We start from the raw sequence: 13849 nt of genomic DNA, 5'->3' as shown, positions 1-13849 counted from the left end.
GCCCTCCTAGAACCGCGCGCGGATGCCGGCGGAGACCGCGCGGCGTTCGACCGGGTAATAGATCGCCGAGGTGGGCGTCACCGCGATCGCCGCGCTGATGTCGCCGATCGCCTTTTGGCTGGTGATGTTGCGGACATCGACGAAGGCGTCGATGCCGCCGGCGATCGTCGCGCCGCCGGTCACGCCGATCAGCGCATAGCCCGGGGTCGACACCCGGTTGCGGTAATCGGCGAAGGGACCATCGGGCACCCATTCGAGGTTCGGCGCGACGTGCAGCGCATCGGTTCCGATCCGCAGTTCGGCGCGATAGACGTGCTTCGGCACGACCGGCAGGCGATTGTTGCCGAATTGCGCGTCACCCCGGAAGCGGAAGTTGCTGTAGGTGTAAACTTGGCGCAGCTTCAACCACTCTGCCACTTGCACCTCGAGCGCCGCCTCGACGCCTTCGTGGAGCGTGCTGCCGGCGTTGAAGGTCGACGCCGGAATGTCGGGGCCGATGTCGAATTGCAGCAATTCGCCTTTGATCGTCGACCGGTAATAGGTGACATCCCAGCGCAGCACCCCTCTCTTGCCGCGCGTCCCGACCTCGGCCGTCCACGCGCGCTGCGCGTCGAGCGGGACGAAGGCGGCGACCTGCCCCAATTCGATGAATCCCGGAAATTCGACCGACCGGCTGTAGTTGGCGTAAACCTGCGCCCCCGCCACGGGTTCCAACAACAGGCCGATCTTGGGCGAGAATGCGTCGAAATCGGCGTGCCCGACCGTGCCGTTCTGCGCCGGCGCGGAAGCGTTGAAGTTCATCGTCTGCCGCCGCTTTCCGTCGGCGTAGATGCCGCCCGCGATCAGCGTGAGCATCGGCACGGGGCGGACGCGGACTTCGCCATAGAGCGATGCCGCGCGGGCATGCTGGTCGGCGTTCACGCGCAGCGCGCCGCGCTTGCCGCCTTGATTGACAAAGCGCTTTGCCCGGATGTCGCCGACGCGCAACTCGCCGCCCAGCGTGGCTTCGACTATGCCGCCGGCGTAATGGAGACGGAAATAGCCGCCGCGATCGAGGCCCTCCTGATCGACCAGCTCGAAGATCGGATGGTAGAGCGACTTGGCGTTGACGAAGGCGCCGACGTCGAGCTTCACCGCGCCCCAGTCGAAGCGCGTCCGGTTCTGGATGCGGATCGAATCGATGTCGCGCCCATGGTCGCCTGCGAGCGTCCCCGCGGTCGCGAGGCGCGGCGTGGTCAGCGCCTGTTCCATCGTCAGCGCGCTCGGGATCTGCTGATCGATATTGTTGAAGCTGACATAGAGGCGGTTCGACACCACCTCGCTCAACTGCATGCCGACATTGCCGTTGAAGCGAAAACTGCGGCGCTTCGCATGATCGCGGTCGCCGTCCGACGTATCGGCGCTGATCGCGCCCCATGCGTCGATCGCGCCGCTCGCGACGCCCGCCGAGACGAGCCCGCGCAGGCTATCGAGGCTGCCGGCGTCGGCACGCAGATAGACGCCCTCGGCCGTACGTCCGGTCGGCGTCACGCCGTTGATCACGCCGCCGAGCGTGCCCGATCCGAAGCGCAGCGCGTTGGCGCCGCGATAGACCTCGAGATGGTCGAAGAAGATCGGTTCGAGTTCCTGGAAATCGCCATTGTCGTCGGCGAGGTTGATCGGCACCCCGTCCTGCAGCAGCGTCAGCCCGCGCATATGATAGCCACGCGACAGGCCCGAGCCGCGGATCGAGATGCGCACCTCCTGCCCGTAGCGCGGCTGGAGATAGACGCCGGGCGAAAAGGCGAGGGTGTCGCGCAGGCTGACGATCGACTTGTCGGCATAATCTTCATGGCCGACGACGTCGGTGCCGCCGGCGGTTTTTGCGGCGCGCTCCTCGGCTTCGTTCGTGAGCTGCGGCGCGGTGACGATGATCGTCGAGTCGGCTTCTTCGGCGCGGACGGGACCGGCGGCGAGACAGGTTGCGAGCGCCAGCAAGGGCGCCGCTTGATAGGCATATTTGGTCATTGGAAATTTCTTCCCCGGAAACAGGCATGGGGGGGCCGCGCACAGGGCTGGCGCGACGACATATATCGTCATCCCGGCGGAGGCCGGGATCTCGACGCCGCGTCAGAGCGCGAGGGCGAGACCCCGGCCTTCGCCGGGGTGACCGAATTTTATGTCAGAGAAGGTGGTCCCGTACTCGGGGGAAGCGGCGATGCGACGCCCGGCGCGAAACCGAGCGATGATAGCGCGACGGGCGCGGGCTCGGCGGCAAGCGGCGCTGCGGCGAGCACCGGCAGATCGGGGACGATCGGCGCATTCGCGAGCGCGCCCCACGGGCAATGCTGCTGTGTTTCGCCGGCGTCGTGGCTTCCCGCCTTCTCAAGCGGGATCGTCATCGTGCCGCCAGGATTGGCGGGATCCGAACAGATGCGCACGGTGATCGACCCGCCGGCATCGCTCTCGATCATCCAGCCCGGCGCGACGAGCACCCGCGCAGCAAGCGCGAGGAGCAGCGGCACGAGCAGCAGGATGCCGGGACGGCGAAAGGCGGCGAGCAGGCCCACGCGCCGCGCCTTATGGCGCGCGCGCGATGCTGGCAAGCGGACAGATTGCCCCACTGCACCGGCGTTATGGACCCTGGATCAAGTCCGGGGCGACGAGGGGGTTGCTTATCCCGCCGCTTCCACGATCTTCGCCCATTCAGCTTCATCAATCACGCGGATGCCGAGTGCGCTCGCCTGCTTGAGCTTCGACCCCGCGCCGGGGCCCGCGACGACGAGGTCGGTCTTGGCGCTCACCGACCCCGCGGCCTTGGCACCGAGCGCCTCGGCCTGCGCCTTCGCTTCGTCGCGGCTCATCGTCTCTAACTTGCCGGTGAAGACGACGGTCATCCCCGACACCTCGCTCTCGCGCGTCTCGACGACGTAAAGCGGCGGCGCGACTTCGGAGAGGAGGTCGTCCCACAGCGCCTGATTGTGCGGTTCGTGGAAGAAATCGGCGAGCGCCTCGGCGACAGCGGGGCCGATGCCATCGGCGCGGACCTCAAGGATCGCCTTAAACGCCTCGACCTTGCGCGTCGTATATTTGCCGTCGGATTCGCCCTCCCCTTGCGGGTTCGCTTCCAGATAGGCGTGTATTTCGGCCGCCTTTTCGGGGAGCCGCTTTATGTCGCCCAGCCCCTTGAGCAGGTCGCGCGCGGTCACCGCGCCGACGTGGCGGATCCCGAGCCCGAAGAGCAGCCGCGCGGCATCGGGTTCGCGCTTCGCCTCGATCGCGGCGAAGAGATTGTCGACCGACTTTTCCTTCCACCCCTCGCGCCCGAGCAGCTCGTCGCGATGCGTCTTGAGGCGGAAGATGTCGGCGGGCCCCTTGTCGAGCCAGCCGAGCTCCAGAAACTCGGCGATGCTCTTTTCGCCGAGCCCCTCGATATCGAGCGCACCGCGGCTGACGAAGTGGCGCAGCCGCTCGAATTTCTGCGCGTTGCAGATGAGGCCGCCGGTGCAGCGCACATCGACCTCGCCCTCCTCGGCGACCGCTTCACTGTTGCACACCGGGCAATGGTCGGGAAAGACGAAGGGCGCGCGATCCTTCTCGCGGGTCAGATTTTCGACGACTTGCGGGATCACGTCGCCCGCGCGCTGGATGACGACGCGGTCGCCCGGGCGCACGCCGAGCCGGCCGATCTCGTCGCGGTTGTGGAGCGTGACGTTCGACACCACCACGCCGCCGACGGTGACGGGGGTAAGCCGCCCGACGGGGGTAAGCTTGCCGGTGCGGCCGACCTGGATGTCGATGGCCTCGATCGTCGTCTGCGCGCGTTCGGCGGGGAATTTATGCGCGATGGCCCAGCGCGGCGCCTTGGCGACGAAGCCCAGCCTTTGCTGCCAGTCGAGCCGGTCGACCTTGTAGACGACGCCGTCGATGTCATAGTCCATCTCGGCGCGGCGGCGCTCGATTTCGGCATAATGGGCAAGGACGGCGTCGACGCTCTCGAAGCGGTTGAGCAGCGGCGAGACCGGGACGCCCCAGCCCTCGATCGCCTTCATCGCATCATATTGGGTGTCGGCGGGAAGCGCGCCGACCTCGCCCCAGCCGTGCGCGAAGAAGCGCAGCGGGCGCGATGCGGTGACGCTGGCGTCCTTCTGGCGGAGCGAGCCCGCGGCGGCGTTACGCGGGTTGGCGAACTGGCGAACCGCGGCGGGATCGAAATCCTGTTCGCGCTGTGCCGCGAGGGCCCTGCCCTCCTCCATCAATCGCGCGTTGAGCGCCACGAAGTCGGTCTTCGCCATATAGACTTCGCCGCGGATCTCGAAAACGTCGGGTGCATCTCCGTTCAGTTCCTGCGGGATGTCGGCGATGTGACGGACGTTAGCGGTGACATCTTCACCGACGCTGCCGTCGCCACGCGTCGCGGCCTGCACCAGCTTTCCCGTTTCATAGCGCAGCGAGCAGGAGAGGCCGTCGATCTTGTCCTCGGCGGTCAGTACGACCACCTCATCGGCGCCCAAGTTGAGGAAGCGCCGGACGCGCGCCACGAATTCTTCGACATCTTCGGCCGCAAAGGCGTTGTCGAGGCTCATCATGCGCACCGCATGCGTCACCTTGGCGAGCGGCGACGCTTCGACCGCGGCGCCGACGAGCCGGTTCGGGCTGTCGACGCGGATCAGGTGCGGGAAGGCATTCTCGATTTCATTGTTGCGGCGGACGAGCGCGTCATATTCGGCGTCCGAAATCTCTGGCGAATCCTCGGCATGATAGAGTTTGTTATGGTGGGCGATCTGCTTCGCCAGCCGCATCAATTCATTGGCAGCCTCGGCCTCGGAAAGCGATTCGATTTCGGTCATGCACCGGCCTTTGCCACCGGCCTGAATTCGGCGCGAGTACCAAATCCAGCAATAAGCGATCGCCCTTTGGCGATCGCCGCCTGCACCGCGGGGAGCTTTAGCGAGGCGGTGTGCGCCGCCTTGCTGTCCCACAGCTCGACGATCCAGATCGCGTCGGGGTTCGCGCTGTCCTCGCCGATCAGATAGGCGATATTGCCGGGCATTTTGTCCGTCCCTTCGCCAAGGATCGCGACCAGTTCGGCCCGCTTTCCCGGCTGCGCCATCATCTGGCCGAGCAAGCCATATTGCGGATCGGCTTCTTCCATCTTGGCCTCCAATGCGCAGAGTTTCGTCGCGGGGAGCAGGGCCGCCGCCATCGCCAGCAGTGCCGCGAGATGCTCGCGCCGGTTCATTTGGCGATCACCAGTACATGCACCTGACGCCGGATACGGAAACCGAGCGACTCGTAAAGCGCAATCGCGCCCGCATTGTCGGCATAGCTGTGCAGGAACGGCGTTTCGCCGCGCGCGACCATCGCGCGCATGACATGGCCGATCAGCGCCCGCGCAAGGCCGCGGCCGCGGCAGTCTTCCCAGGTCGCGACACCGCTGACCTCGGCCATGCCGGGGACAAGGATGCGCTGCCCCGCCATCGCGAGCAAGCGGCCGTTTTCGCGGATGCCGAAGAAAGGACCGTAAAGATGCGTCTTCGGCCCCCATGGGCCGGGCTTCGCATGCTCGGCGAGCGCGGCCATTTCGGTCGCGTCCGCCTCGCCGAGCGCGAGGATCGCCGATTCGCCATCGCGCGGCACGGGCGGCGGGCCCTCAGCAACCATCTGCGCAAGCACCGCGCGCTTCACCTCGCGCGTACCATCGGGCACCGGCCAAGGCTCGCCCTCGACGATCCAGAGTTCACCATCGTCGGGTACCAATGCGGCCAGCGCCGCCTGCGCCGCGGCGCCGGTATCGGCCGCGACCCCGAACACGCCATAGCCGCGATCGATCCTGAGCGCCCGCGCGTCTCCTTCGGCCAGATGCGCCTGCCGTCCGGTGAGCATCGACCGGATCGGGCGATCGAGCGGATGCGCCGTCACGCCGCGACGTCCAGCAGCCGCTCGGCCTGCGCGCGCGCTTCCTCGGTGACCTCTGCCCCCGACAACATGCGCGCGATTTCCTCGCGGCGGCCGGCGTCGTCGAGCGTATGGACGCTGGTGCGCGTGACCGTGCCTTCGCTCGATTTGGCGATGATGAAGTGGAAGGCGCCTTTGGCCGCGACCTGCGGACTGTGCGTGACCGCGAGCAATTGCTTGCCCGCGCCCGCGAGCCTTGCCAGCCGTTCGCCGATCGCGCTGGCGACGGCGCCGCCGACGCCGCGGTCGATTTCGTCGAAGATGATCGTGTCGGCCCCGCCCTCTTCGGCGAGCGCGACCTTCAATGCGAGGATGAAGCGCGAGAGTTCGCCGCCCGACGCGATCTTCGCGAGGGGTGCGAAAGGCGCGCCGGGGTTGGTCGAGATGAGAAATTCGACGCGGTCGATCCCATCGGCGCCCCAGCGTTCGGCGGGCAGCCGTTCGATGGCGGTCTGGAATCGCGCGGCGTCGAGCTTGAGCGGGACGAGTTCGCCCGCGACCGCGACGTCGAGGCGCGCTGCGGCCTTGGCGCGCTGGTCGGACAGCGCGGTCGCCGCATGGGTGTATGCGGCGGCGGTCTCGGCAACCGCAGCTTCGAGTTTCGCGAGCCCCGCGCTGCCGCCCTCGATCGCGTCGAGCCGCGCGGCGAGTGTGCCGGTGAGTTCGGCGAGTTCGTCGGGCTGGACGTTATGTTTGCGCGCCATCGCGCGCAGTTCGAACAAGCGCGTCTCGGTCGCCTCGAGCCGCTCGGGATCATATTCCATCGCGCGCGCGGCTTCGTTGAGCTTCGTTTCGGCCTCGTCGGCCTCGATGATCGCACGGTCGAGCCCCGCGAGCGCCTCGGCGAGCAGCGGGTGATCGCCCGCGAGCCGGTCGAGCCGTCGCGCCGCGCCGCGCAGCAGCGCCGGGCCGCCCGCGCTGCCGTCGAAGGCCTCGAGAATCGCGCCGAGATCGCCCGCGATTCGCTCTCCCTTCTGCATCGCGGCGCGCGCTTCGGCGAGTTCGGCTTCCTCGCCCGGCTGGGGTGCGAGCGCCTGCAGTTCGGCAACGCAATGTTCGAGCCATTCGCGGTCGCGCTCGGCTTCGGAAATCGCGGCGCGCGCGGCGGCGAGCTTGTCCTCGGCGGCGCGCCACGCCGCATGGGCGGCCGCCACGGCGCCGGTGTCGGCACGCGCATAGGCGTCGAGCAAGGCGCGATGCCCGGCGGGTGCGAGTAGGCCGCGGTCGTCGTGCTGGCCGTGGATTTCAACCAGATAGCTGCCGACTTCGCGCAGCAACGCCGCCGAACAGGGCTGGTCGTTCAGGAAGGCGCGGCTGCCGCCGTCGGCCTTCAATGTCCGGCGGATCAGCAGCGGCTCGCCCGCCTCCGGCGCGATCTCATTATCGGCGAGCAGCACCGCGAGCGGCGTATCCGCCGCGGGCGGGGTGAAGCTGGCAGTCACCTGTGCCTTGTCGCTACCCTGCCGAACCAGCGCGCTGTCGGCGCGCGCGCCGAGCGCGAGACCCAGCGCATCGAGCAGAATCGACTTGCCCGCCCCCGTTTCGCCGGTGAGCACGCCGAGCCCCGCCTCGAAATCGAGGTCGAGCCGTTCGATGAGAACGATATTGGCGATGGACAGCGCCGTCAGCATGCCCCGCCCTTACCGCAGAACAAAGGCAGAATCTATTCCCGGCGCGATCACGCGCTGGGTGCGTGCCTCTGCATCAGCTTGTAGGCGCGTTCGTACCATTCATTGCCCGGATAATTGGCGCCGAGCACGGCTGCCGACTTTTTCGCCTCGACGGGAATGCCGAGGGCGAGATAGCATTCGGTCAGGCGATAGAGCGCCTCGGGCGCGTGGCTGGTCGTCTGATATTTGTCGACGACCTCCCGGAAACGGATCGATGCCGCGAGCCAGTTCGAGCTGCGCTGGTAGAAACGGCCGATCTCCATTTCCTTGCCCGCGAGATGGTCCTGCACCAGATCGACCTTCAGCCGCGCATCGGCAGCATAGCGGCTGTCGGGATAGCGGCGAATCACCTCGCCGAGCGCGGCGCGCGCCTGCTGGGTGATCTTCTGATCGCGTGTGACGTCGCTGATCTGCTCATAATAGGAAATGCCGATCAGATAATAGGCGTATGGCGCGTCCTTGTTGCCCGGGTGGATCGCGAGGAAGCGCTGCGCGGCCTCGATCGCCGGCGTATATTCGCGGTCCATATAATAGCTGAACGAACTCATCAGCTGTGCACGGCGCGCCCAGGGCGAATAGGGGTGCTGACGTTCGACCTCGTCGAACAGCGCCGCAGCCAGCCCATATTGCTTGCGGTCGAGCCGGTCCTGCGCCGCGCGGTACAGCGTATTGACGTCACGTGCGACGTAACGCGTATCCTTCTTGACCCCGCCGCCACCGGCGCAGGCCGCCAGCATCGGAGTGATCACGAGAGCGGCGGCGAGCAGGCGCGTCGTGACGCGCAAGGAGGAACGCTGAGTCATGCGCGCGGTATAGCCACAGCGCGCATGAACGCAAAATAAATGATGGGGGCTCGGCGCAGCTTTACGGCGCCTTGACCACGCAACCCTGCGGCACGCTGGCCGGCGCCGGCACGCGGCGCGCAGTCTTGATCGTCACCTGCGGTTCGAGCATCTGGCCGACCATCACACCTTCGCCCGCAGTGGGCGAAATCGGGGCGTTGAAAATCGCCTCGGCCACCTCGGCGCCGGCCACCATTTCGCCGAACACCGCGAAACCCGCGCCGTCGCCGCCCACCGCATCGGCATCGAAACCCTTGATGTCGGAGAGGAGCAGGAAGAAATCGCTCGTCGCGTCGCCGGGGTTGAGCCGCGCCATCGACAGCGCGCCCTTGCAGTTGGTGAGGCCGGTCGTCGTCGTCGGCTCGTGCGCGATCGGAGGGAAGTTCAGGCGCGCGTCGCCGCGATTGCCCGCTTGGATCAGCTGGTTCGCCGGCCCCCAGCTTTTCGTCGAGCGGTAGAATTTGAACCCGTCGAGCCGTTTCGCGTCGACGTAGCGGAGAAAGTTGGCGGCGGTGACGGGCGCACGCTTGTTCTCGACCCGCACGGTGATCGTGCCGAGATCGGTAACGAGCGCGACATAAGGCCGCGTGTCGGCTTCGACGACCGGAGTGACGAGCGCCGGAACGGGCGGGACCGGCGGCGGCAATTGCGTCGCCTGCGGCGGTACGGGGGTCGATTGGGCGGCGAGCGCGAGCGCGGTGAGGAGGGTCAGCATAAACCGATCATAAGCGCAATCGCGCCGCCGATGCGAGCGGTTTTGCGAGCCGACGTCCGCCCCGCCGGACGCCAGCCGGCGGTTGGAAAAGCGCGCGAGGCAGGCTAGGCACGCTTCGCCCGCTCCCGAACGATCAAGGTACAGACGCGATGGACGAGACGCCGAACCGCAAAGCCGAACCCGCCGCGGACCGCCCGTCCTCGACGGCGACCGAGTTGGGCTCGCGTTTCCTGCGCTACCTGCCCTTCATCACCATCGCGCATTTCGTGATCGGACTGCCCGCGCTGATCGCCTCGCTCGCGCTCGCCTGGTTCGCATTCGTGCAGGCCGACGCGACGCAGAAGATGCAGACCGGCGGCGTGATGCCCTTCGTCACCTTCGGAACGAGCAATGGGGACGAGGATGGCAATCAGGATATTTCGCTGTCACTGACGAACAATGGCGTCGGCCCCGCTATCCTCGGTCCGATCGAAGTCCGCTATGAAGGCAAGCCGATCGATACGCCGGTCGAGCTCCTCAAGACCTGCTGCGCGAAAGCCGGCATGCAGGGCGTGCGCCTTTCCACCTCGCCGTCGACCGGCATTGCCGTCCGGCCCGGAGAAACCATCGAATTCGTGAGCTTTCCGCGCACTCCCGAATCCGAAAAGCTGTGGCAGACGTTCAACAAGGAGCGATGGAAGCTGAAGGTTCGTTCCTGCTATTGCTCGATCTTCAACGATTGCTGGATCACCGAAGGAATGCAGGGGCTGCCGAAGCCGGTGAACAAATGCCCGGCCAATTGGTCGCTCTATCGCGAGGACGCGGGAAAGCGGATCGGCGGGGTGGCCGCCAAATAATTCAACCAATCGGTTGACAATAAAAATTGAGACTCCATATTCAACCACATGGTTGAACATGATTCGCACAGGCTCGATACGATCTTCCACGCCCTCGGCGACACGACGCGCCGCGCGATGCTCGGCGAGCTTGCCGCCGGCGAACGGACGGTGGGTGAACTCGCCGAACCTTTTGCGATGTCGCTTGCGGCGGCATCGAAGCATATCAAAGTGCTCGAAGCCGCCGGGCTGGTCCGTCGTGACATCCGCGGCCGCACGCATGTCTGCAGCCTCGACCCCGTCCCCCTGATGCGCGCGGACCAGTGGATCGGCATCTACCGCCGCTTCTGGACCGATCGCCTCGACCTACTCGAGAAAATCCTGCGCGCCGACGATGCCGCACCGCCTCCCCCAAGAAGCCCCTCCCCGGGAAAGAAGGAGAATGACGATGACGACGATGCTTGACCAAGACCATTTCGGCACACTGGCCGAGCCCGCGACGCTGCGGATCGAGCGCCTCCTCCCCGGCCCCGCCGAACGCGTCTGGGCCTATCTGACCGACAGCGAACTGCGCCGCCAATGGCTTGCCGCAGGCGCGATGGAACAGATGGTGGGCGCGCCGGTCGAACTCGTGTGGCGCAACGACGAACTCACCGATCCGCCGGGGAAGCGGCCCGAAGGTTTCGGTGACGAGCACCGGATGACGTGCGAGATCGTCGCGATCGACGCGCCGCGCCTCCTGTCGATCAGCTGGGGCAGTACCGGCGGCGTGACCTTCACGCTCGACGAACGCGGTGACGAGGTGCTGCTCACGATCGTCCACAAGCGCATCGAGGATCCCGAAGTGCTGCTCAACGTCAGCGCCGGCTGGCACGCGCATCTCGACGTCCTCGAAGCGCGCGCGCGCGAAACGCAGGCCGCGCCGCACTGGGACAATTGGGTCCGGCTGCGCGACGCCTATGCCGAGCGGCTGTTCGGCTGATTTGCCTGCGATTCCGATGGGAAGGGCCGCGCCTGCGGCCCTTCCGCCATGGCTGGAAACGACCGGAAGCTGCCATTGAGGAAGAAAGTCCCTCCCCTTCAGGAGTATCAGGTCGATCGGTCCCCCGGACCGATCTGAAACGTCCGGGGGACGTTTCACCTGATACTGGGTTGGGGTGGGGGCCATCGGCCTTGCGCAAGGCCGATAGACCCCACCCCACTACGACTAGGCAGCAAGCTGCCAAGTCTGCGTTGCCCCTCCCCTGAAGGGGAGGGGCTAATTGCCTCAACGTCCGCTCCCACCTCTAAGCCGTCATTTCGTGACAACAAAAAAAGGGCCGCCTTTCGGCGGCCCTTCTCTTTTCCGGAAGCGGAAGGCCTTAGTCCTTCAGGAAGTCGGGCACGTGGCCCTGATCCTCAGGACCGTCTTCGCTGCGCTCGCGGCGGGGTCCGCCATCGCGGCCCCCGCGGTCACCGCCGTCGCGGCGCGGACCACGATCGCGGCCGCCGCGGCCACGGTCGCCGCCGTCGCGACGCGGGCCGCGATCGCCACGGTCACCGCGCTCGCGCGGTTCGCGGGCCGGGCGGGTGTCTTCGAGTTCCTCGCCGGTTTCCTGATCGACGACGCGCATCGACAGGCGGACCTTGCCGCGCGGGTCGATCTCGAGGACCTTGACCTTGACTTCCTGGCCTTCGGCCAGAACGTCGGCGACCTTTTCGACGCGCTCATTCTTGATTTCGCTGACGTGGACGAGACCGTCCTTGCCGCCCATGAAATTCACGAACGCACCGAAATCGACGAGGTTGACGACCTTGCCGTCATAGATCTTGCCGACTTCGGCTTCTTCGACGATGCCGCTGATCCACTTGCGCGCGGCCTCGATCTGGTCGAGGTCGCTCGACGAGATCTTGATCAGGCCTTCGTCGTCGATGTCGACCTTGGCGCCGGTGGTCGCGACGATCTCGCGGATCACCTTGCCGCCGGTGCCGATGACGTCGCGGATCTTCGACTTGTCGATCTGCATCGTCTCGATGCGCGGCGCGTGCGCCGACAGCTCGGTGCGGGCTTCGCCCAGCGCCTTCGCCATTTCGCCGAGGATGTGCGCGCGGCCTTCCTTCGCCTGGTTCAGCGCGGCTTCGAAGATCTCGCGCGTGATGCCCGCGATCTTGATGTCCATCTGCATCGTGGTGATGCCGTCGGCGGTGCCAGCGACCTTGAAGTCCATGTCGCCGAGGTGATCCTCGTCGCCGAGGATGTCCGACAGGATCGCATAATCCTTGCCTTCGAGGATCAGGCCCATCGCGATGCCCGAGACGGGACGCTTGATCGGCACGCCGGCGTCCATCATCGCGAGGCTGCCGCCGCACACCGACGCCATCGACGACGAGCCGTTCGACTCGGTGATGTCGCTGGTGAGGCGGATCGTGTAGGGGAACTCGTCCTTCGTCGGCAGCACGGGGTGCAGCGCACGCCATGCAAGCTTGCCGTGACCGACTTCGCGGCGGCCCGGCGCGCCGAAGCGGCCGACTTCGCCGACCGAATAGGGCGGGAAGTTATAGTGCAGCATGAAGTTCTGGTACGACAGGCCATTGAGGCCGTCGATCATCTGCTCGGCGTCCTTGGTGCCAAGGGTACAGGTCGCGATCGTCTGCGTCTCGCCGCGGGTGAACAGCGCCGAGCCGTGTGCGCGCGGCAGGAAGTGCGTTTCGGCGACGATCGGACGGATCTGCGTCGTCGTGCGGCCGTCGATGCGCTTGCCGTCCTTCAGGATAGCACCGCGGACGATTTCGGCTTCGAGCTTCTTGACGAGCTTGATGCCGGCCATGACGCTCTGCGGATCGAGACCGTCGGCGACGAACTGTTCCTTCGCCTTCGCGCGCGCTTCGTTGAGCGCGTTCGAACGCGCCGACTTGTCGGTCAGCTTGTAGGCGGCTGTAATGTCCTTGCCGACGAGCTTTTTGAGCTTGTCCTTGATCGCGGCATTGTCGTCGCCCGAGGCGACTTCCCACGGATCCTTGGCGGCCTGTTCGGCGAGCTTGACGATCGCCTTGACGACTTCCTTACACGCATCGTGCGCGAACAGGACGGCGCCGAGCATGACCTCTTCCGACAGCTCATTGGCTTCGGATTCGACCATCATCACGGCGTCGTAGGTCGCGGCGACGACGAGGTCTAGGTCGCCTTCGGCAACCTGCGCGTCGGTCGGGTTCAGGATATATTCGCCATCGATATAACCGACGCGCGCGGCGCCGATCGGGCCCATGAAGGGCACGCCCGAAATGGTGAGCGCAGCCGAGGCCGCGACCATCGCGAGGATGTCGGGCTCATTGTGGCCGTCATAGCTCAAAACCTGAGCGATGGCGTTGATTTCGTTGTAGAAACCTTCAGGGAACAGCGGACGGATCGGACGGTCGATCAGGCGGCTGACCAGCGTTTCCTTTTCGGTCGCGCCGCGTTCGCGCTTGAAGAAGCCGCCCGGGATGCGCCCGGCGGCCGAATATTTTTCCTGATAATGGACGGTGAGCGGGAAGAAGTCCTGCCCGTCCTTCACCGACTTCGCGGCGGTCACGGCGCACAGAACGACCGTTTCGCCCAGCGTCGCCATCACGGCGCCGTCGGCCTGGCGGGCAACCTTGCCCGTTTCGAGCGTCAGCGTTTCACCGCCCCACTCGATCGATACTTTTTTCACGTCAAACATGTGGTTTCCTTCGCCCGCCGGGCCCTATGCCGGGCGGGGCCTCTGATTCCGGGCAGTCCGGCCCGGGGCGGTTCAGGGCGTCTGTCTGCCCTATGGCGGTCCCGCCGGATGCGGGAGCGGCCCTGTGGTCCGGCACTTTGCGCGGAGCCAATATGACAGCGGCCCCGGAAGTCCGGGGCCGCCAGAAACT

Annotated in this window: 12 protein-coding genes; 3 read left to right on the top strand and 9 right to left on the bottom strand. The window is 66.3% G+C overall.

Annotated features, from left to right (window positions below; genetic code table 11):
• Positions 1-6: 6 nt before the first annotated feature.
• From OVY29_RS19705 to OVY29_RS19670, 8 genes are all read right to left on the bottom strand, one after another.
• Positions 7-2007 (bottom strand): TonB-dependent receptor family protein, encoded by a 2001-nt coding sequence (locus tag OVY29_RS19705; RefSeq protein ID WP_313911950.1) that lies wholly within the window; start codon positions 2005-2007, stop codon positions 7-9.
• 149 nt (positions 2008-2156) lie between these two features.
• Complete coding sequence (locus OVY29_RS19700) at positions 2157-2549, bottom strand: DUF2946 family protein (RefSeq protein WP_152567580.1); 393 nt, start codon at positions 2547-2549, stop codon at positions 2157-2159.
• A gap of 105 nt (positions 2550-2654) precedes the next feature.
• Positions 2655-4829 carry an NAD-dependent DNA ligase LigA gene (gene ligA / locus OVY29_RS19695; RefSeq protein ID WP_037554446.1) on the bottom strand — a complete coding sequence of 725 codons (2175 nt, stop codon included), beginning with the start codon at positions 4827-4829 and terminating at the stop codon, positions 2655-2657.
• Entirely contained in the window at positions 4826-5221 is a 396-nt protein-coding gene (locus tag OVY29_RS19690; RefSeq protein ID WP_037554447.1) for a putative quinol monooxygenase, read from the bottom strand. Before OVY29_RS19690 ends, ligA begins: the two co-directional genes overlap by 4 nt.
• Entirely contained in the window at positions 5218-5901 is a 684-nt protein-coding gene (locus OVY29_RS19685) for a GNAT family N-acetyltransferase (RefSeq protein WP_235211468.1), read from the bottom strand. The genes OVY29_RS19690 and OVY29_RS19685 overlap by 4 nt, the downstream gene beginning before the upstream one ends.
• On the bottom strand, positions 5898-7568 hold the full coding sequence (gene recN / locus OVY29_RS19680; protein ID WP_037554448.1) for a DNA repair protein RecN: 1671 nt from the start codon (positions 7566-7568) through the stop codon (positions 5898-5900). The genes OVY29_RS19685 and recN overlap by 4 nt, the downstream gene beginning before the upstream one ends.
• A gap of 47 nt (positions 7569-7615) precedes the next feature.
• Complete coding sequence (locus tag OVY29_RS19675; RefSeq protein ID WP_037554451.1) at positions 7616-8410, bottom strand: outer membrane protein assembly factor BamD; 795 nt, start codon at positions 8408-8410, stop codon at positions 7616-7618.
• A gap of 61 nt (positions 8411-8471) precedes the next feature.
• Positions 8472-9164 (bottom strand): peptidylprolyl isomerase, encoded by a 693-nt coding sequence (locus OVY29_RS19670; protein WP_037554453.1) that lies wholly within the window; start codon positions 9162-9164, stop codon positions 8472-8474.
• 149 nt (positions 9165-9313) lie between these two features.
• Here OVY29_RS19670 and OVY29_RS19665 point away from each other — a divergent pair, with 149 nt between their 5' ends.
• The 3 genes from OVY29_RS19665 to OVY29_RS19655 are packed head-to-tail and all read left to right on the top strand — an operon-like array spanning position 9314 to position 10961.
• Entirely contained in the window at positions 9314-10000 is a 687-nt protein-coding gene (locus tag OVY29_RS19665) for a hypothetical protein (protein ID WP_037554454.1), read from the top strand.
• Positions 10001-10048: 48 nt separating this feature from the next.
• Entirely contained in the window at positions 10049-10444 is a 396-nt protein-coding gene (locus OVY29_RS19660) for an ArsR/SmtB family transcription factor (RefSeq protein ID WP_037554455.1), read from the top strand.
• On the top strand, positions 10428-10961 hold the full coding sequence (locus OVY29_RS19655) for an SRPBCC family protein (RefSeq protein WP_037554530.1): 534 nt from the start codon (positions 10428-10430) through the stop codon (positions 10959-10961). Before OVY29_RS19660 ends, OVY29_RS19655 begins: the two co-directional genes overlap by 17 nt.
• Before the next feature lie 379 nt (positions 10962-11340).
• On the opposite strand, the gene pnp is transcribed toward OVY29_RS19655, so the two are convergent.
• Positions 11341-13659, bottom strand: a complete 2319-nt coding sequence (gene pnp / locus OVY29_RS19650; protein WP_037554457.1) for a polyribonucleotide nucleotidyltransferase — start codon at positions 13657-13659, stop codon at positions 11341-11343.
• Positions 13660-13849 lie beyond the last annotated feature (190 nt).

The sequence above is a fragment of the Sphingopyxis sp. SE2 genome, assembly GCF_032227185.1.
Taxonomy (GTDB): Bacteria; Pseudomonadota; Alphaproteobacteria; order Sphingomonadales; family Sphingomonadaceae; genus Sphingopyxis.
This window is presented reverse-complemented; position numbering and strand designations above follow the sequence as displayed.

Bases quoted from the DNA above. Each gene is read 5' to 3' on its own strand.
- OVY29_RS19705 (WP_313911950.1), bottom strand. From the start codon at position 2,007: ATGACCAAATATGCCTATCAAGCGGCGCCCTTGCTGGCGCTCGCAACC.
- ligA (WP_037554446.1), bottom strand. From the start codon at position 4,829: ATGACCGAAATCGAATCGCTTTCCGAGGCCGAGGCTGCCAATGAATTG.
- OVY29_RS19690 (WP_037554447.1), bottom strand. From the start codon at position 5,221: ATGAACCGGCGCGAGCATCTCGCGGCACTGCTGGCGATGGCGGCGGCC.
- recN (WP_037554448.1), bottom strand. From the start codon at position 7,568: ATGCTGACGGCGCTGTCCATCGCCAATATCGTTCTCATCGAACGGCTC.
- OVY29_RS19675 (WP_037554451.1), bottom strand. From the start codon at position 8,410: ATGACTCAGCGTTCCTCCTTGCGCGTCACGACGCGCCTGCTCGCCGCC.
- OVY29_RS19670 (WP_037554453.1), bottom strand. From the start codon at position 9,164: ATGCTGACCCTCCTCACCGCGCTCGCGCTCGCCGCCCAATCGACCCCC.
- OVY29_RS19665 (WP_037554454.1), top strand. From the start codon at position 9,314: ATGGACGAGACGCCGAACCGCAAAGCCGAACCCGCCGCGGACCGCCCG.
- OVY29_RS19660 (WP_037554455.1), top strand. From the start codon at position 10,049: ATGGTTGAACATGATTCGCACAGGCTCGATACGATCTTCCACGCCCTC.
- OVY29_RS19655 (WP_037554530.1), top strand. From the start codon at position 10,428: ATGACGACGATGCTTGACCAAGACCATTTCGGCACACTGGCCGAGCCC.
- pnp (WP_037554457.1), bottom strand. From the start codon at position 13,659: ATGTTTGACGTGAAAAAAGTATCGATCGAGTGGGGCGGTGAAACGCTG.